At 68.5% G+C, this 18,139-nt stretch carries 14 protein-coding genes; 6 read left to right on the top strand and 8 right to left on the bottom strand.

Annotation, left to right across the window (positions count from 1 at the left end):
- Positions 1–36: 36 nt before the first annotated feature.
- Together MHA02_RS10135 and MHA02_RS10130 are read right to left on the bottom strand one after the other, a co-directional pair.
- Positions 37–1,335 (bottom strand): MFS transporter, encoded by a 1,299-nt coding sequence (locus MHA02_RS10135; protein ID WP_238180241.1) that lies wholly within the window; start codon positions 1,333–1,335, stop codon positions 37–39.
- A complete protein-coding gene (locus MHA02_RS10130) occupies positions 1,314–2,318 on the bottom strand; it encodes a helix-turn-helix domain-containing protein (protein ID WP_170249164.1) in 1,005 nt (334 codons plus the stop codon). The genes MHA02_RS10135 and MHA02_RS10130 overlap by 22 nt, the downstream gene beginning before the upstream one ends.
- Positions 2,319–2,508: 190 nt before the next feature.
- On the opposite strand from MHA02_RS10130, the gene MHA02_RS10125 reads away from it, so the two are divergent.
- On the top strand, positions 2,509–3,525 hold the full coding sequence (locus MHA02_RS10125) for an AraC-like ligand-binding domain-containing protein (protein WP_170249161.1): 1,017 nt from the start codon (positions 2,509–2,511) through the stop codon (positions 3,523–3,525).
- Positions 3,526–3,623: 98 nt separating this feature from the next.
- Here the strand turns inward: MHA02_RS10125 and MHA02_RS10120 are convergent, their stop codons facing one another.
- The gene (locus MHA02_RS10120) at positions 3,624–3,986 is read right to left on the bottom strand and encodes a hypothetical protein (protein WP_147078523.1); all 363 of its coding nucleotides are present in this window, start codon (positions 3,984–3,986) and stop codon (positions 3,624–3,626) included.
- A 373-nt stretch (positions 3,987–4,359) separates the two neighbouring features.
- Between MHA02_RS10120 and MHA02_RS10115 the strand changes: the two genes are divergently transcribed.
- Together MHA02_RS10115 and MHA02_RS10110 are read left to right on the top strand one after the other, a co-directional pair.
- Positions 4,360–5,706, top strand: a complete 1,347-nt coding sequence (locus tag MHA02_RS10115; RefSeq protein ID WP_147078522.1) for an adenylate/guanylate cyclase domain-containing protein — start codon at positions 4,360–4,362, stop codon at positions 5,704–5,706.
- Positions 5,707–6,109: 403 nt separating this feature from the next.
- Positions 6,110–9,397, top strand: coding sequence for an autotransporter domain-containing protein (locus MHA02_RS10110; RefSeq protein ID WP_147078521.1), 3,288 nt, complete (start codon positions 6,110–6,112; stop codon positions 9,395–9,397).
- Positions 9,398–9,724: 327 nt separating this feature from the next.
- Here the strand turns inward: MHA02_RS10110 and MHA02_RS10105 are convergent, their stop codons facing one another.
- The 4 genes from MHA02_RS10105 to MHA02_RS10090 form a co-directional block, all read right to left on the bottom strand.
- Positions 9,725–11,788, bottom strand: coding sequence for a family 2A encapsulin nanocompartment cargo protein cysteine desulfurase (locus MHA02_RS10105; protein WP_147078520.1), 2,064 nt, complete (start codon positions 11,786–11,788; stop codon positions 9,725–9,727).
- Positions 11,775–13,166, bottom strand: coding sequence for a family 2B encapsulin nanocompartment shell protein (locus MHA02_RS22845; protein ID WP_147078519.1), 1,392 nt, complete (start codon positions 13,164–13,166; stop codon positions 11,775–11,777). Before MHA02_RS22845 ends, MHA02_RS10105 begins: the two co-directional genes overlap by 14 nt.
- Positions 13,167–13,678: 512 nt before the next feature.
- Complete coding sequence (gene cysE / locus MHA02_RS10095; protein WP_147078518.1) at positions 13,679–14,539, bottom strand: serine O-acetyltransferase; 861 nt, start codon at positions 14,537–14,539, stop codon at positions 13,679–13,681.
- Between the two features lie 28 nt (positions 14,540–14,567).
- Complete coding sequence (locus MHA02_RS10090) at positions 14,568–14,774, bottom strand: hypothetical protein (RefSeq protein WP_147078517.1); 207 nt, start codon at positions 14,772–14,774, stop codon at positions 14,568–14,570.
- A gap of 287 nt (positions 14,775–15,061) precedes the next feature.
- Between MHA02_RS10090 and MHA02_RS10085 the strand changes: the two genes are divergently transcribed.
- The 3 genes from MHA02_RS10085 to MHA02_RS10075 are packed head-to-tail and all read left to right on the top strand — an operon-like array spanning position 15,062 to position 16,340.
- A complete protein-coding gene (locus tag MHA02_RS10085; RefSeq protein WP_147078516.1) occupies positions 15,062–15,496 on the top strand; it encodes a protein tyrosine phosphatase family protein in 435 nt (144 codons plus the stop codon).
- Positions 15,493–15,921, top strand: a complete 429-nt coding sequence (locus MHA02_RS10080; protein WP_147078515.1) for a YeeE/YedE family protein — start codon at positions 15,493–15,495, stop codon at positions 15,919–15,921. Before MHA02_RS10085 ends, MHA02_RS10080 begins: the two co-directional genes overlap by 4 nt.
- Entirely contained in the window at positions 15,918–16,340 is a 423-nt protein-coding gene (locus MHA02_RS10075) for a YeeE/YedE family protein (RefSeq protein ID WP_147078514.1), read from the top strand. The genes MHA02_RS10080 and MHA02_RS10075 overlap by 4 nt, the downstream gene beginning before the upstream one ends.
- Positions 16,341–16,466: 126 nt before the next feature.
- Here the strand turns inward: MHA02_RS10075 and MHA02_RS10070 are convergent, their stop codons facing one another.
- The gene (locus MHA02_RS10070) at positions 16,467–18,050 is read right to left on the bottom strand and encodes a TolC family protein (RefSeq protein WP_147078513.1); all 1,584 of its coding nucleotides are present in this window, start codon (positions 18,048–18,050) and stop codon (positions 16,467–16,469) included.
- Positions 18,051–18,139: the final 89 nt, after the last annotated feature.

The raw sequence follows: 18,139 nt of genomic DNA, 5'->3' as shown, positions 1-18,139 counted from the left end.
AACCCCTTGCGGCGCTGCCGGAAGGGGTTTTTTCGTTCAGGCCTGCCGGACGGACGGTGTCCAGTTGCGCACAGCTAGAATGGCTGCTCCACCACCGAGGACCGCCGTCACCGAGAAGACCGCGAGCAGCGCCAGCCCGACGCCGCCCAGTCCGAAAACGGCATCGTTCAGCATTCCGACGATCAGCGGCCCGGTGCCGGTGGCGACCAGGGTCACGGCGGCGAGGAAAAGCGCGTTGACGCCGCCCCGCAGCGACGGGGGCGTCAGGAACTGGATGCCACCCAGCCCCAGCGGGCTGGCGAAGCCGAACAGGAGCGCGAGGGCCGCGTACCCCGCCAGCGAGACGTGCAGATCCGGCGAAAGGCTCGTCGTCACCGTCGCCGGCACCGTGAGGGCCAGGGCCAGGGCGAGGAGCCGTGGCGCGGCCGCCGCGTCACCGGTGCGGCGCATGCGATCGAGGAGGGCACCTCCGGCCAGATGGCCGCACGGAGCCGCCAGCAGAGCGATCAGTCCGAGTGTCAGCCCGCTCTCGGCCGGCGTGAAGCCAAAGGCGCGGACGTAGAAGGTCGGCGCCCAGGCGGCGAGCGTCTGGATCATCAGCACCGAGGCCGTCGCCGCGGCGGCGTGGGGCAGGTAGGCGCGCCAGCGGCGTAGGACCCAACCCAGCGCCTTCATCCGGGGCACCGGCTTCGCCCGCGCGGGCGTCTCGCGGATGCGGAGGATCAGCCCCGTCAGGACGAGGTTCGGCGCGATCGCGACGACGAACAGCATCTGCCATGGGGCGAGCGGCTCGAGCCCCGGCACGGAGATGCCTCCGGACACGGTCAGCCATGCGAGCACCGCGCCACCTGCCAGCAGCGCGACGCTACGGCCGAGGCTGGAGCCGGCGGTGATGAAAGAGACACCGCGTCCGAGCTGGCCGCGTTCCAAGCGGATCGCCAGCAGCGAGAGCGCGGCCGGAAGTATGCAGGCCTGACCGAGCCCGAGCGCGGACCGACTGACCAGCAGTCCCAGGAAGCCGCCTGCGAGCCCGAAGCCGAGGGTCGCCAGACTCGACAGGACGATCCCGAGGAGCAGCAGGCTGCGGCGTTGGCCGCGATCCACGAGGTAGCCGAAGAGCGGCGACGCCAGGGCGAAGGGCAGGGCGAAGGCCGCGCCCTGCAGCAGGCCGAGTTGGGTGTCGCTCAAGGCCAGCGCCGCCTTCACGGGTGTCGCCACCAGGGTCAGCAGGAAGCGGTCGCTCGACGCCATGAGCTGCGTCGCAGCCAGGAGGGCGACGAGCGGCCAGCCCGTCCGGCCCGCGCTCGCCCAGCTCAATACAAGGTACTTACCCACTCGGCCATGAGCTGTCGCGGGCTGATGGGCGGCCCGTCGGGATTGGTAAGCCGCCCGCCGCCCATCTCTGCGCGATAGCGGCCCGGCGGCATGCCGTAGGCAGCGCGGAAGGCACGGCTGCAATGGCTCTCGTTGGAGAAGCCGAGATCGTAGGCCAGGGTCGAGACGCTGCGCAGTTCGGTCGGCCGTTGCAGGGCCGACCGCATCTGTTCCAGCCGCCGGGTCGTGATGTAGTGCCCCACCCCACCGGCCGGCACGAACAGGCGATAGAGCACGCTCCGCGAGATCGCGACGCCCGAGGCGACGGTTTCGGCATCCAGGCTTGGATCGGCGAGGCGGGCGTCGATGAAGGCCTGCGCGCGTTCCAGCCGCAGGGCCGCCATCCGCGCCGGCGAGACGGCCTCGCTGGCGTCGTCCGTGCCGATTGCCACCGCGACGAGCTCGGCGACGGCGCGCGAGACATGCGCTGCGGCCTTGTCCGGCACGGTGTCTCCACGGCGGGCCAGCGAGCGCATCAGGTCGCCGAGCAACCCCGAACCCGTCCGGGGCAGGATCCGGCCGTGATAATGCCCGGCTTCCGGTGCGGACGCCTCCACAACGTCGCGCGGCAGGCTGAGTGTCAGGAAATGCGCACCTTCGGCCAGAGTCCGCTGCGGCCGGGTCATGTCGAACAGGATGATCTCACCCTTGTTCAGCGGGCTCTCCGCACCGAGCGCCCCGCCCTGGAAGCTGCCCTCGCACAGGAGCTGGAGCGTGTAATGGTCGTAGCCGTCACGCCGAACCCGAGCAGGGCTCCGACTATGCATGACGCCGCTCAGGCGCCGTTCGAACAACATCAGCCGGTCGAAGTGATACCCGTCGACGCGCGCATGAAATCGCGCCCCGCTGGCCGTGACGTCGGAGCCGACGGAGTAGAGGTCGCGGTAGGATGCGAAGCCGTCGGCTTCGTTCTCCGCGGTGAAGGTGAAAGAGGGTATGGACACGCCTGTTAAGCCTGACACCCCGGTTCGGCACGCTTCAAGCGTTGAAGACAGCTGAGCCGTGCAACCTAACGGGTGTTTTAGATGCCGGCGTCCGTCAATGCCCTTTCTCGGGCATCGGACAATCCGGCTTGTGTGTGCCGAAAAACGAGACGAAATGTCCGCTGAGCAACGTGGGCGAAACGAGCCTCGGATGACAACGGCGATCGTCAGGCACTCCATTCGGCTGGCGGACGGCGACGCCGCCTATCGTGTCGCCGCGTGGCAGGAGGCAATGGGGACGTCGGGCGAGATCCAGATGACGGCCGAGGAGGCCGAGCGCTTCACCAGCGAGAGCACGTGGCGGCGTCTCGGGCCGGCGATGGTCGGGCGGATCACGGCGAGCGATTTCCGCCTCGTGCGGACGAAGGCCGCTGCCGAGCGCATCGGCCTCGATCACGTCTTCGTCAATGTGGTCGAGGACGGCCGGGGCCACGGCACCTGCGGCAAGCGGAGGATGGATTTCGGCATCGGATCGCTGATGATCACGAAGCTGTCGAGCCCGGCCCACTACCAGATGGAGGGCATGACCTTCACCGTGATCGTCCTGCCGCGCAATCTGCTTGAGGCGGCGATGGGGCCGGTCGATCCCTTTGACGGGCGGGTCTTCAAGGCGGAATCGCCGGAGGCTCTCATCCTCGGCGCACATATCCGCGCCTTGCTCGATCTGCCCGATCCGCTGGCGCCCGCCAAGGCGGCGCTGGCCGGCCGCTCCTGCCTCTCGCTCCTCGCGAGCTGTCTCGACAGGGCTTCGCCTCGGCCGAGCATCGGCACCGACGAGGACCGGGAGACGGCGAATGCGATCCGGCGCTACATCGACGAGCATCTCGCCGATCCCGATCTCGGGCCGGCCATGATCGGCCGGGCGTTCGCTCTGTCCCGCTCCCGGCTCTATCGGCTCATGAGCGCGTCGGGCGACGTGGCTGCGACGATCCGCAGGCTGCGCCTCGCGCGGGCTCATCGCGAGATCGCCTCGCGGCGCATGGTCGACGTGCCGGTGGCGCAGATCGCGGCGGGTTTCGGATTTCGGCAGGAGCGCAGCTTCCGCCGGGCCTTTCAGGACGCCTTCGGCTACTCCCCCGCCGCCTTGCGCGACAAGGCGCGCGCAGGGGTTCGGGTGGTGCTCCCCGCATCGGGGGCCGTGATCGAGGATTGGTTCAAGGAGCTTTGAGGATCACGATCGAGACGGGGCCGCCGCGCCGGATTGCAGCAGCGGCGGACCGTCCGATGCCTGGCCCCGCACGGCATCGGAACCTGCGTCGTGCACCGCTACTCGGCGACCGCCCGCGTGGTGCCGGCCTTGCGGTTCCAGAACAGGCTGACCTTGGTGATGTCGCAGAGATTGACGTTGTGGAATTCTGCAGCATCGCCGTCGTTGTAGACGACCCGGATGTCCCACTTGCAGCCGCCGCCACCCTGGAAGCTGATGTCGGCGCTCTCGCCGTCATCGATCGCGTCCTTGCCCATGACGTCCTTGCCCCACTCGGAGCTCGAGACCGGGCCGACATAGACTTCGTCGATCTGGTAGCCGGTACGGTTGACGAGGGTGAAGTCCTGCTTGGACTGAGCCAGCGCGAGACCCGGCGCGAAGATCGCGGCCAGAGCGGCGAGACGAAGTGCGGTATTCAGCATCGGATGGGTCCCGGGAGTTCGATCGCGAGGGTTCGTCGGACAATGCCGAGCTTCCGAACCCTCGGACGCCCCTTAGAGCGGCCGCACCCGATCTGCATTGATCGTCTGTCCCAAAGTTCCGATTGCACGTCTCATATCCACAGACTTGTTGGGCCGTACCACTTGGCGATGAATTTCGGGAATACGTTGCACGCACGTCGAGCGTCCGCGTGACGACGGGATGTCGAAGATCGCACGGTTTCGGGGTATGACACGCCAGGACGAGCCGCAGGATCCGGGGCGCACACGAGGTGGTCGCTGACTTGCGTCCGCACTGCAACTCGACCGCACCGGCGAACCTTGCTTTACCCCCCATCGCCCCCACCTTGGCCATATGCCCGACGAGGACACCACGCCGCAGCCATCGAGAGCTCTCGCGCCGACTGCCTTCGCCGACGGCTCCGAGGCACAGGACGTCCCGTTCGGCGCGATTCAGCAGAGCGTAGGCATCCGTGACTGGCTGCTGGGCGAGGGCGCGCGCCTGCAGAATGCCAGCGACCTGCTGTCGGGGCTGGCGCAGCGCCTGATCGACGTCGGTGTCCCGATCGACCGTGCCTCGACGGCGATCGACACGCTGCATTCGGAATATTCGGGCGTCGGCCGGGTGTGGACCCGTGAGGCCGGCACGACCGTGCGGCTGTTTCCGCACGGCGAGGCCTCGGACGCGGCCTATCGCGAGAGCCCGTTCCACGCCGTCCACCAGAGCGGCGAGTGGCTGATCCTCGATCTCGCCGAGACCGATCCCGGATTGTTTTCGATCATCCCGGAGCTGAAGGCCGAGGGCTACACGGCCTATGTCGTCGTGCCGGTGTTCTTCACCAACGGCACCCATAACGGCCTCACCCTGGCGACCCGGGCGAAGGATGGGTTTGCCGACGAGGACATCGCGATCCTGCGCTTCATCATGCCGGCGCTCGCCGCAGTGATGGAGATGCGCATCGTGAACAAGCAGCTCGACCAGGTGCTGCGCATCTATGTCGGCGACGAGCCGCACCGGGCGATCCTCTCGGGCGACATCCGGCGCGGACAGGTGAAGCGCATCCGCTCGGCGATCCTGTTCGCGGACATGCGCGACTACACCCGGCTCTCGGCCGACCTGACGCCGGAGGAGGCGGTCGAGCTTCTCAACCACTTCTTCGACTGCCTCGTGCCGGCGATCGAGCGCGAGGGCGGCGAGGTGCTGAAATATCTCGGCGACGGCCTGCTCGCGATCTTCCGCGAGCCCGGCGACGACCTTGGCGGCGCTGCGAAAGGTGCACTCACGGCGGCGCAGGGTGCGCTGGAGGCGCTGGCCGAGGCCAACGCCGTCGGCCGCTTCGGCGGCAAGCCGGTCGCCGCGGGCATTGCCCTCCACCACGGCGAGGCCGCCTACGGCAATGTCGGCTCGGGCACCCGGCTCGACTTCACCGTGATCGGCCGCGACGTGAACCTCGCCAGCCGTCTCGCCCGGCTCAACCGCACGCTCGGCGAGCCGCTCCTGATGTCGAAGCCCTTCGTCGATTTTCTCTGGGGCGATCCAGAATCCGTCGGCGTGCACGGCCTCGACGGGTTTTCGGAGCCGATGGAGGTCTATCGGCCGAGCCGGAGGCGGGCGGCAGGGACTTCCAGCGGACAACCTGCCGATCGTGGATCGCCGCCGGGCGTCCTCGTGGCGGCTGCTCTCGCACAGGATGCGGATTGAACCGTCGGATGGCGCGGAACAGGCGCTGCGCGCATCCCGGAAATGGGACGTGTCATCGATCGGATCAGCCGCAAACCGCATGGTTCGGTTTAGCGTCGAAAGGTCCGGCGGGAACGTCCAACCGCGATCACCCAACGACTCCGCGACGGCAAACAGAATGAGGCCGCCCCTGGCATGGCCGGTTTCGATACCGATTGAGGTCGACTTCGACTCTCCCTCGGTCGGCCGTTGATGTGACACAACGCGCCATTGTTTCCGGATGTTGCCGGCGCGGCACATCGCGGTGAATCAATCCTCGTTAATGACGGATTGAAACGAAATCCTTCGAAGATTGCATATGTTCGGTATGCAACTTTAAAGACGTACGTTTGTACAGCAAGCTCAAGTCATTCCGGGGAGCAGAATGAGACGATCGGGCAAGGCGCGGCCATTCCGCAAGGCGGGATTGGTGGCGGTCTCGACGGTGCTGGCCCTCGCATCCCGTCCGGCCCGCTCGCAGGCCGTGGATCTGTCCACCTTCGCGTATTTTCCGCAGCGGACGGCGCCGGCGAGTGCGGCGGATCCTTACGGCTTCGCCCTCGACAGACCGAGCCTCCCGCCCGGTACGCCCCAGCCCACGCTGTTCGAGTTCAACGCCAACTGGGGCAGCTTGGCGGTCGGACAGGCCGCCGCGCTGAACACGAATGCGACGCGGGCCGGCCTGCCCGTCAACGGCCTGACCGGTCTCGGCGTCACGGTGGCGGTCATCGACAGCGGCATCGACGCCCAATTCCGGACGACCAACCCCGCCGACGGCTTCTCCAGCATCCATCCCGAATTCGTGAGCCGCCTCGACACCCGTAGCCGCGCCTTCCTGGCCGAGACCGGCCAATCCCTCGACATCCTCGACCGCGACGGCCACGGCACCCACGTCGCCGGAACCATCGGCGCGAACCGCAACGGCGTCGGCATGATGGGCATCGCCCCCGACGCCAACATCGTCGCCCTCAAGGCGATCGGCGCGAAAGGCGAACCCGCCTTCGACTCGGAGGCGGCCCTCGCCTATGCCGCGTCGCTCCCCGACGTGCGGATCGTCAACGGCAGTTACGGCCCGACCATCGCAGCCGGCACCACCGTCTGGCAGACCGGCGATCTCACGAGCGAGTATGCGGCGGTCCGCGCGGCGCTCACCGCCGGCAAGATCCTCGTCTTCGCCAACGGCAATGATTTCGCCTCCGCGCCGGTCGTCTCGCGCAACCCCACCGGCATCGCGCTCTACCCCTTCATCCGCCCGGCCAATGCCGGTCTCGGCGTCTACAACGACGGCGGCCGCAACTTCGACTTCTCGTCGCTGGCCACCTTGCCCGGCAGCATCATCGCCGTCGCGAACGTCGATGCGAGCCTCAAGATCTCCGGCGATTCCAACCGCTGCGGCGTCACCGCGAACTGGTGCGTCTCCGCGCCCGGCGGCGGCACCGACGACGGTGCGGCGGCTATCCTCTCGGCCTACCCGCGCGCGGTCGCCGGCACCAATGTCGGCCCCTCGGCGCAGGAGACCTACCGGGCGATCACCGGCACCTCGATGGCGACGCCGCACGTCTCGGGTGTGCTCGCAGTCCTGTTCCAGGCCTTCCCGGCCTACTCGTCTCTCGACATCGTCCGCGTCCTGCTCTCCACGACGCAGGATCTCGGCGTCCCCGGGATCGACGACATCTACGGCCGCGGTCTCGTCCGCCTCGACCGCGCCTTGAGCGCGCCGGCCATCGACCCCGCCGCCTCGGCGAACACGGCGAACCTCGCTCCCGGCGAGACCCGCTACTGGTCGGCTCCCGTCACCGCCGCCGGGACACTCACCGTCACCGGAGCCGGGCGCGAACAGGGCACGGGCAGCGAGCTCGTCGTGGCCGGCCGCACCACCCTGCGCGGCACGGTGCGAGCCGAATCCGTCGACATCGAGGTCGACGGCACCCTGACCACGCCGCAACTGAGCATCGCCCAGAACGCCTCGCTCAGCGGCGAGGGCGACATCTTCGGCAACGTCGAGGTGAAGGGCCTATTCAGCCCTGGGTCGGGCAATGGCGGCGACCTCGTGGTCCACGGCAACCTGACGCTGGCCGAGACCTCGCTGTTCCATGCCTTGATCGACGCCTCCGACGCGGAGGACGGCGTCGTCGATTACAGCATCGCCATGGTCACCGGGCAGGGCCACGCCTTCAGGGCGGCCGGCGCCCTGGTCTTCGACATCTTCGGGATCACCGGCACCAACCGGATCGGCGAGATCGGCGCAAAATTTCCGCTGGTCCTCGCCACGGACGGCGCAAGCGTCCTCGGCCGCTTCATCAGCGTGAGCGTCACATCAGACACCGGCCGGACCGGCTTGCCAGCCGCCTCGCGCATCGACCTCCTCTACCGCCCGAATTCGATCGTCGGCGCGATCACGCCCGCCGCCTATGCGAGCCTCGAGGCCAACGGCGTCGCCTTGAGCGCCCGCCAGCGCGCGGTCGGCGCGGCCCTCGACCGTGCCCGCGGCCAGCCCGGCGACGCGATGAGTGACCGGGCGCTGGGGGTTTTCGATCCGCTCTTCGGTCAGTCTGCCGCCGACCTGCCGCGCGTGTTCGAGCAGCTCTCCGGTGCCGGCAGCAGCGCCAACGCCCAGGCCTCCGTCGAGGATTCGCGGCGGTTCACGGGCCTGATCGGCGGTCGCCTCGACGCCCTGCGCTCGGGCACAGCCAGCGTCCAGGGCGACTTCGCGCCAAGTCTCGCCACGGCCTCGACCGGCACCGGCGGGCTCTTCGTCTCGCCGACGGCCTTCGTGCCGACGACGTTCACCGCCCTCGGCGTAAGCCCTTCGCGTGTGGCGGACCCGGCGGAAACACGGTCCGGCACCGGCATCTGGGGCCTCGGCTTCGGCAACGGCTACCGCATCGGCGCCGACAGTTCCGGGCCGGGCCTGCGCGCGCAGGGCGGCGGCCTGATGCTCGGCGCCGACCGGGCGATCGATCCCTCGCTCCTCGTCGGCGCGGCCTTCGGCTATGCCCGATCGAGCACGACCGCGTCGGGCACGCGGGGCACCTCCGACACCTATCTCGGCGCCGCCTATCTCGGCTACCAGCGCGACGGCGTCGAGGTCGATGCCATCGCCGGCCTCGCCTACGCCACCCTCGATTCGCTGCGGGCCGTCGCACCGTTCGGCGGCGTCATGACCGCGCGCGGCCGTACCGACGGGTTCGGTGCCATCGCCTCGGTCGAGGCGGGATACCGCTTCCTCGTGCCGACGGAGGCCGGCCTTCTCGGCATCAAGCCGCTCGCCGGCGTCGCCTACAACGACCTGCACCGCTCGGGCTTCGCCGAGACGGGCGCCGGTGGGTTCGGGCTGAGCTTCGCGGGCCAGAACTTCGGGCGCGCTACGACCTTCGCGGGCGTGTCGACGGGACTCGATCTCGTCACGGCCGGCGGCCTGGCGCTCAGGCCCGACCTGCGCCTCGGCTGGACCCACGACCTCATCGACGCCAGCCCCTTCATCACGACCGCGCTGCTCGGCCAGCCTTTCCGGACCCGCGATGCCCGGCCCGGCCGCGACGGGCTCCTCGTCGATGCGCGGGTGACGCTGTGGTCCTACCAGTCGGTCAGCCTGTTCGCCGGCTATCGCGGCGAATACCGCCCCAACGCCGCCAGCCACCAGGGCCATGCGGGGTTGCGGGTTAGCTGGTGAGACTCGACCGGCAGTCGTGTTGCGCCATCACAGGCGGATAGGCCAAAGACTGCATCCGTCATTGCGAGCGCAGCGAAGCAATCCAGGGCCGCATCCGCAATCGTCGAAGTCTTGGCTGTGGATTGCTTCGCTGCGCTCGCAATGACGGAGTTGTACTGACGTGCTGATGGCTATTGCCGATCCAGTTGCAACCACGTCTATTCGAAAAACGACTGTGTTGGTTCGAACGTCCAGACGCAAAAACAGGAGCCCATGCGAATGCGGCTCCTGTTTTCGTGTCGATCGCGACGCCTCGGCTTCCGGTCGTGACCGAAGGCGGCCCGCTGGTCAGTGGCGCGGCAGCCGGTGCAGTGCCTTGAGGAAGATGTCGACGTCCTCGCGGGTGTTGTAGAAGGCGAGCGAGGCGCGGATCGACTGGTCGACGCCAAAGCGGCGGAGTGCCGGCAGCGCGCAGTGGTGGCCGGAGCGCACCGCGACGCCGTGGCGGTCGAGGTGATGGGCCACCGCCTCGTTCTCCAGGCCGTCGATCGTGAACGACATCACGCTGGCCTTCTCGCGGGCCGTGCCGATGAGGCGCAGGCCCTTGATGTCGGCGAGGCCCGCCTGCGCGTAGTCCAGCAGGTCGTGCTCGTAGGCCGCGATGGCCGGCAGGCCAACGCTCTCGAGGTAGTCGAGCGCCGCGCCGAGGCCGACGGCACCGGCGATGTCCGGGGTCCCCGCCTCGAATTTTTCAGGCGCGCCTTTGTAGACCGTCTTCGTGAAGGTGACGTCCTCGATCATGTGGCCGCCGCCCTGCCAGGGCGGCATCGCCTCGAGCAAGTGCTTCTTGCCGTACAGCGCCCCGATGCCCGTCGGCCCGAAGACCTTGTGGCCGGAGAAGACCACGAAGTCCGCATCCAAAGACTGCACGTCGATCGGGATGTGCGGGGTCGACTGGGCCGCATCGATCAGCACCGGCACGCCGTAGGCGTGAGCCAGCGCGATGATCTCGCGGACCGGGTTCACCGTGCCGAGCGCGTTGGCGACATGCGTCACCGACACGATCTTGGTGCGGCCCGACAGGAGCGCGGCGTATTGCTCGAAGATGATCTCGCCGCGATCGTTGACCGGGATCACCCGAAGCGTCGCGCCGGTGGCCTGCGTGAGCAGCTGCCAGGGCACGATGTTCGCGTGGTGCTCGATCGTCGAGACGATGATCTCGTCACCCGGGCCGATATTGGCGCGGCCGTAGGAGTTCGCGACGAGGTTGATCGCCTCCGTCGTGCCGCGCAGGAAGACGATGTCGTCCTTCGACGGCGCGTTGAGGAAGCGGCGCACCTTCTCACGCCCGCCCTCGAACAGGTCCGTCGAGCGTGCCGCGAGGGTGTGCGCGGCCCGGTGGATGTTCGAGTTGTGGCGGCCGTAGAACTCCGAGGTCGCATCGATCACGGATTGCGGCTTGTGGGTGGTGGCCGCGTTGTCGAGCCAGACCAGCCGGTGTCCGTTCACGCTCTGGTGGAGCGCAGGGAAGTCCTTGCGGACATGGTCGACTTCGAAGGGCGCCCCGGCGGGGCTCGACTGGGTCGAGGTCACGCGCGGAGCCGGGCCCTCGTGACGCGAGGGTTCGACACGGGGAGACGCGTAGGTCTTGGTGTTCCGCGAAGAGCCGGTCAGGAAATAGTAGTCGCCCGACGAGAACGGCTCGTCGCCGCCATGCTCCACCGTGCGCACGGGATCGCCCGAGAGCCGGCCGGTGCGCTGGAAGTTCTCCTGGGAGACGTCGACGCCGCTCTTCGAAGGATTGGCCGGGACGAGGCTCGGCGCGACCGCGCTGGCGAAGGCGTTCGCCCGCGGATGGTCGGCCGCGATCGTGCGATGCAGGTCGGCGACACCGGGCAGGAAGGCGGCGACGTCCGGCACGCTCGGCACGAAGAATTCCGGCAGCCCGCGCTGTGCCGATAGCGGGTCGGCGAGCGGATGGACCGAGGGAATCGTCGTCGTGTCGAGGACGCCGGCGCTGGCGGGCGCAGGCGTCCCGCCGAACGGGTTCGCCGCGGACGGCCCGGTCAGGCCCGGCAGGCCGACGGCCGGACCGCCGAAATTCCGCGCGCTCAGCGATGCGGCGTCGGGCTGGATGCCCGACGGGAGGGCGCCGGAAGGCGCCGAGGGGGTGCCGATGTTGGCGCCCGGAAGAGACGGCTGCCCGGGGGCCTGGGGAAGATTCTCCAGGCCTTGGGGAAGCTGCGGCGAAGCCGGCAGCGCAGGGGCAAACGGCGCGGAGGCCGCGTTACCCTGGCCGTAGATCTCGCGGGCGAGACGCCCGACGAGATCGGCGTGGGCGAGATCGCCGGGTGCGCCCGTGGGGATGCCGATGGCGGATACTCCCAAAGGGCTGGCCTCAGGCGTAGTCATGGTAGTTGCCGAGCAGCACGTTATCGAGACGTGCGATGGCATCCTCGACCAGCACGGCGGCTGAGAAGTAGCGGGTCACAAGGTGCGAGGCGATGGAGTGGTCGTTGGTGCCCATATAGCGCACCGACAGGCCCGGCTCGATCTCGCCGGTGACGCCCGACTTCTGCAGGCCGACGACGCCCTGCTCGCCTTCGCCGACGCGCAGCAGCAGGATCGAGGTGGTCTGGGCGCCGGTGACCGGATCGATGTTGATCGGCAGCTTGTCGCTCGGCACCAGCGGCACGCCGCGCCATGTGATGAAGGGCGCGCCGAACAGGTGGACGACGACCGGCGGCACGCCGCGGCGGGTGGCCTCGCGGCCGAAGGCGGCGATGGCGCGGGGATGGGCGACGAAGAAGGCGGGCTTCTTCCAGACCAGCGTCAGCAGCTCGTCGAGATCGTCCGGGGTCGGCGGACCCGAGCGGGTCGGAATGGCCTGGCGGCCGCCGACTTCATGGAGCAGACCGAACTCGGAGTTGTTGAGCAGCTCCCACTCCTCGCGCTCCTTCACGGCATCCACCGTGAGGCGGATCTGCTCGCGGAGCTGGTCGATCTCGTTCGAGTAGAGATCGGTGACGCGGGTGTGGGTGTTGAGGATCGTCTGGATCGTCGACAGGTGGTACTCGCGCGGGTCGATCTCGTAGTCGACGAAGGTCGTCGGCAGGCGCGGTGCGCCGGTATGCACGGCCAGGAGCTCGATGCCCTGCTCGCCGTGGCTGTTGGTGTGGCCCTTCAGCCGGTCGCGCTCCTCGACATACTGGGAGATGCGGTTCTTGATGGCGTCGTCATCGAGCGCCTTGCGGTCGAGGGTGAGCAGCGTCACGGCCGAGAGGGCCTTAGCGGCGGGAGCGGGCTGGCCGTCGCCGGTGATGGTCTCGTCACCGAAGAAGTCGCCGCGGGTGGCGAGGCCGGAGCGCAGGCGGTTCTTGTAAGGGCCGGACAGGGACAGCTCGACCGTGCCTTCGGCGACGATCGTCAGGCTGCGGTCCTTGGCGCCTTCTTCGGAGATCGTGTCGCCGGCCTTGTGCTTGCTCTCGACGAACTTGTCGGCGAGCGCGGACAGCTCGGCATCGCCGAGGCGGCTGAACGGCGGCACGGACCGCAGCGAAGCCGGGCTGACGGCCCGCTTGGCACCATCGGTCGGGAGATCGATGCGGCCGGGCTTGGCCAGCACCACGGCGCGACGGTTCACGCGGTAGACGCCGCCGTCGACGTTGACGAAGGGCAGCAGCCGGAGGAGCCAGCGCGGCGTATTGGCAAGATTCTGGACCGAAGTGACGGTCGCGGTCGATAGATTGCGTGCTGCCGATGCGCCCACGCTCTGTCCCTGTCCGCTCATCGTTGATGGTCTCCGCTCGATTTTCTAAGGTGGATCGCGCTCTCCTCGGCACATGGCGGCTCAGGTACAGTCGCGAAGACTGCGCCGAAGCCGCGCTCGGGAGAAGCGCGTCCGGGTCAACAGGGTGAATTCTTGGGTTCCGGACGCGACGACTTGTGTCGCCCTGGGAACGGTCAATGGTCTAGCCGCGCCTGCGACATCCGGTCAATGGAAGGATTTTCTTAATTTATGCCAATAGGCAGTGCATCATCCTACTGATAGGTAAAATACAAAATTATCCTACTAAATAAATTCAATCTAGTAGAATTTAATTCTTGAAATGCCGCCGTCGACGGGGGCGACGGCGAAAAAATCATCTACCGTTGCGCCGCGCCTCCTGCATGTGTGCCCGGTGAGTACCGCTCACTCATGCGCCGCCGTTGCGATCGTCCGGCACCCCGTTCTCAAGTCCAGCGCTGCGGTCGCTCGTCGAAGCGGAGCTCGGCTCGCGGGGCTGATTCGCACGCAGCCGATCAGATCCCGTCGCCGAAGAACTGGTCCATGCTCTGCGCCGGTTCCTCGTTCCGCGGCAGCTTCGAGACCACGCGCGCCGGCACACCGGCGACGGTGGTGTGCGCAGGGACGTCGTGTAGCACCACGGCCGCGGCGGCGACCTTCGCGCCTTCTCCGACCCGGATGTTACCGAGCACCTTGGCGCCGACGCTGAGGAGGACTCCCCGTTCGATCTTCGGATGGCGGTCGCCGCTCTCCTTGCCGTTGCCCCCGAGCGTTACAGACTGCAGGATCGAGACGTCGTCGGCGACCATGGTGGTCTCGCCGATGACCACGCCGGTGGCGTGATCGATGAACACGCCCGAGCCGATCTGCGCGGCCGGATGGATGTCGGCCCCGAAGATCTCTGAGATACGGCTCTGCACGTGGAGAGCCAGCGTCGCCCGGCCCTGCTGCCAGAGCCAGTGCGCGACGCGATAGCCTTCGAGCGCCGCAAGCCCTTTGTAGAACAGGAACGGATCGAGATAGCGTCGGCAGGTCGGATCGCGCTCGCGGATGGCGACGAGGTCGCGCACCGCATGGGCGCTCGCATGCGGGTCGGCCTCGAAGGCCGATAGGCAGAGGTCGCGCATGGCGAGCCGCGACAGGTCGCCGTCGCCGAGCCGGTGGGCGAGGCGATAGGCGAAGGCCTGGGCGATGCTGCGCTGGTCGAGCACCGTCGCCTGTATGATCCCGGCATAGAGCGGTTCTTCGATCAGCGCCGCCTCGGCCTCAGAGCGCAACTCGTGCCAGACCGCGTCCACGGTCGAGGATCGGCTGGTCGCCCGGAGCGGGGCCTTGGACAGCGACGACCGCGCATCGAGAACGGCGCCGAGACTCACGCGGGGATCCTTACTTGCGGGGACATTCTTAGTTCGTCCGTTTCTCGAACAGGTCGGGCAGGTAGCGCTGCAGGGTCTCGTGGCCGTCGAACTGCACGTCGACGGTGACACGACCCTCGGAGGCGGCCTGCGTTTCGTCGTGGGTGTCGACCACGCGGCCGGTGGCGTGGCGCCAGATGCCGAGCGCCTCGGCCACGTCGAGCCGCGCGAAGACGACGCGGTCTCCCGGGACCATCGCGCCGGGTCCGACGCTCGATTTCGCCGCATGCCGGTTCGCGCCGCCCGCCGGCCGCCCGGCGCGATCCGTATCCGATGCGGTGGGAGAGTAGCTTTCCTCCGAAGCGTCCAGATGGGAGAAACTTTGCGTCGCGGAAACCCTGTCCAGCAGCATGATTCTTCCGTTAAGCCATTGATCTGATTACATAATTGGCGATTGCTGTCGGTTTTGCAAGCCTTGTTTCGCGTCGTCCGCCGCGATACGCCGACACAGCCGGCGGACGCGCTCGCCGGTGGGAGGCCGGTATGAAACTCACCCCCGTCCACGAAAAGCTCTCGGTCGCTGACCAGCCGGACGCCGCGGAGATCGCCGCGCTCGGGGCCGGCGGCACTGTGCTCCTCATCAACAACCGGCCCGACGACGAGGAGGCGGCCCAACCGGGCACGGAGGTCGAACGCGCGGCGGCCGAGGCCGCGGGCCTCGCCTATCTCCACCTGCCCGTCACCGGGCCGAGCCTGAGCCGCTCCGACGTCGACCGCTTTCGCGAGGCGGTTCTCGCCGCCCCTGGCCCCGTCGTCGCGCATTGCCGGAGCGGCACGCGCTCCCTGACGCTCTGGGCGATCGGCGAGGTGCTGGCCGGGAACCTCTCCCGCACCGAGCTGCTCGCTTACGGTTCGGAGCGCGGCTTCGACCTGACCGGCGCGGCGCGCTGGCTCGATGCGCATGGGGATCGGACGTGAGCCCGTATCTCGCCTCCCTCGCCGGTGGCGCACTGATCGGCCTGTCGGTGGCATTGCTGCTGCTGCTGAACGGCCGCATCGCCGGTGTCAGCGGCCTCGTCGCCGGCCTCGGCACCGACCGGGGCGAGCGCAGGCTCATCGACGCCGCCTTCGTCGCGGGCCTTGTGCTCGGGCCGCCGGTCTTCGCGTGGCTCGCCGGAGCTTGGCCGGCGATGACGATCGTCGCCTCCCTGCCGGTGCTCGCCGTCGCGGGCCTGCTCGTCGGCTTCGGCACCCGGCTCGGCTCGGGCTGCACCAGCGGCCACGGCGTCGCCGGACTGGCGCGGTTCTCGCCCCGCTCGCTCGTTGCCGTCCTGACCTTCCTGTCGGCCGGGATACTGACCGTGGTGCTCGCCAGGGCCTGCGCGACGTGGTGGTCCTCGTGAGCGCCCCGGCGCGCCTTGTCGCGGCGCTCGGATCGGGCCTGATCTTCGGGCTCGGCCTGTCGCTGTCGGGCATGCTCGATCCGGCCCGGGTCCGCGGGTTCCTCGATGTGACGGGAGCCTGGGACCCGAGCCTGATGTTCGTTCTCGGGGGAGCCGTGACCATCGCTGCGCTCGGCTACCAGCTCGTGCGGCGGCTCCCGAAGCCGGCCTTCGCGCCGGAGTTCCAGATCCCGACGAACCGCCGGATCGACGGAGGGCTGATCGGTGGCTCGGCCCTGTTCGGCATCGGCTGGGGCCTGTCGGGCTTCTGCCCGGGCCCGGCCGTGGCCGCGCTCTCGACGGGGGTGCTCCCGGTGGCGGTGTTCGTCGCGACCATGCTGATCGGCATGACGGCCTATCGGCTCGTCTCGGGATCCTGATCCCACCTACCGGTTCCGGCCAATCTGTTCGGGCGGCGCGCATCCCCTCGCCCCGCTTGCGGAGAGAGGGGGCACGCGCACCACCGATCTGATCGAGAGGAAGCGGTATCGGGAGCCGCAGCCGGCTCAGTGCCGGAGCACCAGCGGTGGCGCTCCGGTGGGAACCCGCGGGATCGGTGGCGCTGCAGCGAACACGGCGCCTATCCCGAGCCAGCTGCCCTGCACCGCCTGCCGAAGCGTAGGCAGGTCGCTGCCGTCGATCATCGCCAGCGGGAAGGTGTCGAGGCCGAGCGAAGCGTAGACGTTGGCCCGCGCGTTCTGCACGGCCGCATGGGCGAGGTCGTACTTCACTTCGGCGATCAGCGTGTTCATCTCCTCGCGGATCAGGGTCTGCTCGCTCGCCGACTCCACCGCGGCCGAGGCGCGCAGCTGCTCGACGATGCGGCGCTGGACCCGGCGGAATTCCGCTGCGGTCTGGAACTCCTTCATAGACAGGATGTGGCGGATGCGGCTGACATGGACCTGCGTCAGCACCGCCATCGTCACCGCCAGCGCGCGCTTGTCGAGGAGCGCATCCTGCGTGTCGATCAGCCCCTGCCGTGCCGGATAGCGGAAGACGTTCAGGAGGTTCCAGCTGGCCCGCGCTCCCCAGCCGACCCAGTTCGAGTTGTAGAGCAGGCGGTTCGAATCCGCGTTGCCGCCGACGATGAGGTTCATGCCGGGCAGGAGTTCGAGGAGCGCAGCGGTCGCCTCGCGGCCGTTGATGCGCTGGCGGTAGGCGACTTCGCGCAGCTCCGAGCGGTTCTCGAGGGCGACCTTCACGAGGTCGGAATCGGGCACGCCGAGCTTCAGGCCGGCCTCGACGCCCTCCATCTCGGCGAGCCGGAACGGCAGGTCGGGCGGCAGGTTCATGAGGGCGGCGAGCTGGCTGCGGGCGACGAGCAGGTCGGCCTCGACCCGCTGGACCTCGCGCTTGATTTCGATCAATTCGCGCTCGTAGGTCAGCGCGGTGATCGGCGAGGTCTGGCGGTCCGAATAGAGCTTGCGCGCGTCGCCGATGGCGGCTTGGGCGCGGCCTTCGAGGCGGCGCAGGCGGTTGACGAGGCGCTCGCTCGTCAGCGCGCGCCAATAGGCCGTGCGCACGTCCTCGATGATCCGGCTAACCACGCGGCGGCGGCATTCCTCGGCGATGAGGACCGCGTCGGCGGCCTGCCGGGCGCGAATGTAGGACAGGCCGAAATCGAGGATGTTCCAACTCAGCGAAAGGTCGCTGAAGACGTAGTTCTTGTCCTGGCTGTAGGACGGCTCCAGCGACTGGCGCTGCGTCAGCACCGAGATCGAGGAACTCGCGGCATAGCTGTCTCGGCCGGCATAGGCGCTGTTGGCGACGAAGTTCGGCAGCATCGAGTAGCTGGCGAAGCTCAACTCCTGCGCACGCACCGCCGTCTGCATGATCTCGACGCGCTGGTCGAGGTTGTACTTCAGGGCGCGGGCGAAGGCCTCGTAGAGGTCGATCTGGGGCCCTGGCAACGGCTGGTCGGCGGTCACGCGGCGCAGCTTGTCCGCGGCGTAGGCGCCGAGCTCGGCCGGTCCCATCTGTTGCGGCTTCAGCGTGCAGCCCGCCATCGTCGTCGCGAGCGCCGTCGCCCCGACAAGGGCGGCGGCGATGCGGCGTATCCGCCGGCCGGCGGCGTGCCGATACTCGAACATGGTCCCCGATACCCCTCAGCTCGGGCGTACTCGGGAACCCCCGGGGACACGCTCTCGCGACCCCTCGATGTTTCGGCGTTTAAGGTAAA

It is taken from the genome of Methylobacterium haplocladii (assembly GCF_007992175.1).
GTDB lineage: Bacteria > Pseudomonadota > Alphaproteobacteria > Rhizobiales > Beijerinckiaceae > Methylobacterium > Methylobacterium haplocladii.
Note: the sequence above shows the minus strand (reverse complement) of the source record. Positions and strands in the feature narration are given on the sequence as shown.

What these genes read in the sequence shown, in the direction of transcription:
- MHA02_RS10115 (WP_147078522.1), top strand. Translation starts at nt 4,360, where the DNA reads ATGCCCGACGAGGACACCACGCCGCAGCCATCGAGAGCTCTCGCGCCG.
- MHA02_RS10110 (WP_147078521.1), top strand. Translation starts at nt 6,110, where the DNA reads ATGAGACGATCGGGCAAGGCGCGGCCATTCCGCAAGGCGGGATTGGTG.
- MHA02_RS22845 (WP_147078519.1), bottom strand. Translation starts at nt 13,166, where the DNA reads ATGAGCGGACAGGGACAGAGCGTGGGCGCATCGGCAGCACGCAATCTA.
- MHA02_RS10120 (WP_147078523.1), bottom strand. Translation starts at nt 3,986, where the DNA reads ATGCTGAATACCGCACTTCGTCTCGCCGCTCTGGCCGCGATCTTCGCG.
- MHA02_RS10090 (WP_147078517.1), bottom strand. Translation starts at nt 14,774, where the DNA reads ATGGTCCCGGGAGACCGCGTCGTCTTCGCGCGGCTCGACGTGGCCGAG.
- MHA02_RS10125 (WP_170249161.1), top strand. Translation starts at nt 2,509, where the DNA reads ATGACAACGGCGATCGTCAGGCACTCCATTCGGCTGGCGGACGGCGAC.
- MHA02_RS10085 (WP_147078516.1), top strand. Translation starts at nt 15,062, where the DNA reads ATGAAACTCACCCCCGTCCACGAAAAGCTCTCGGTCGCTGACCAGCCG.
- MHA02_RS10105 (WP_147078520.1), bottom strand. Translation starts at nt 11,788, where the DNA reads ATGACTACGCCTGAGGCCAGCCCTTTGGGAGTATCCGCCATCGGCATC.
- MHA02_RS10070 (WP_147078513.1), bottom strand. Translation starts at nt 18,050, where the DNA reads ATGTTCGAGTATCGGCACGCCGCCGGCCGGCGGATACGCCGCATCGCC.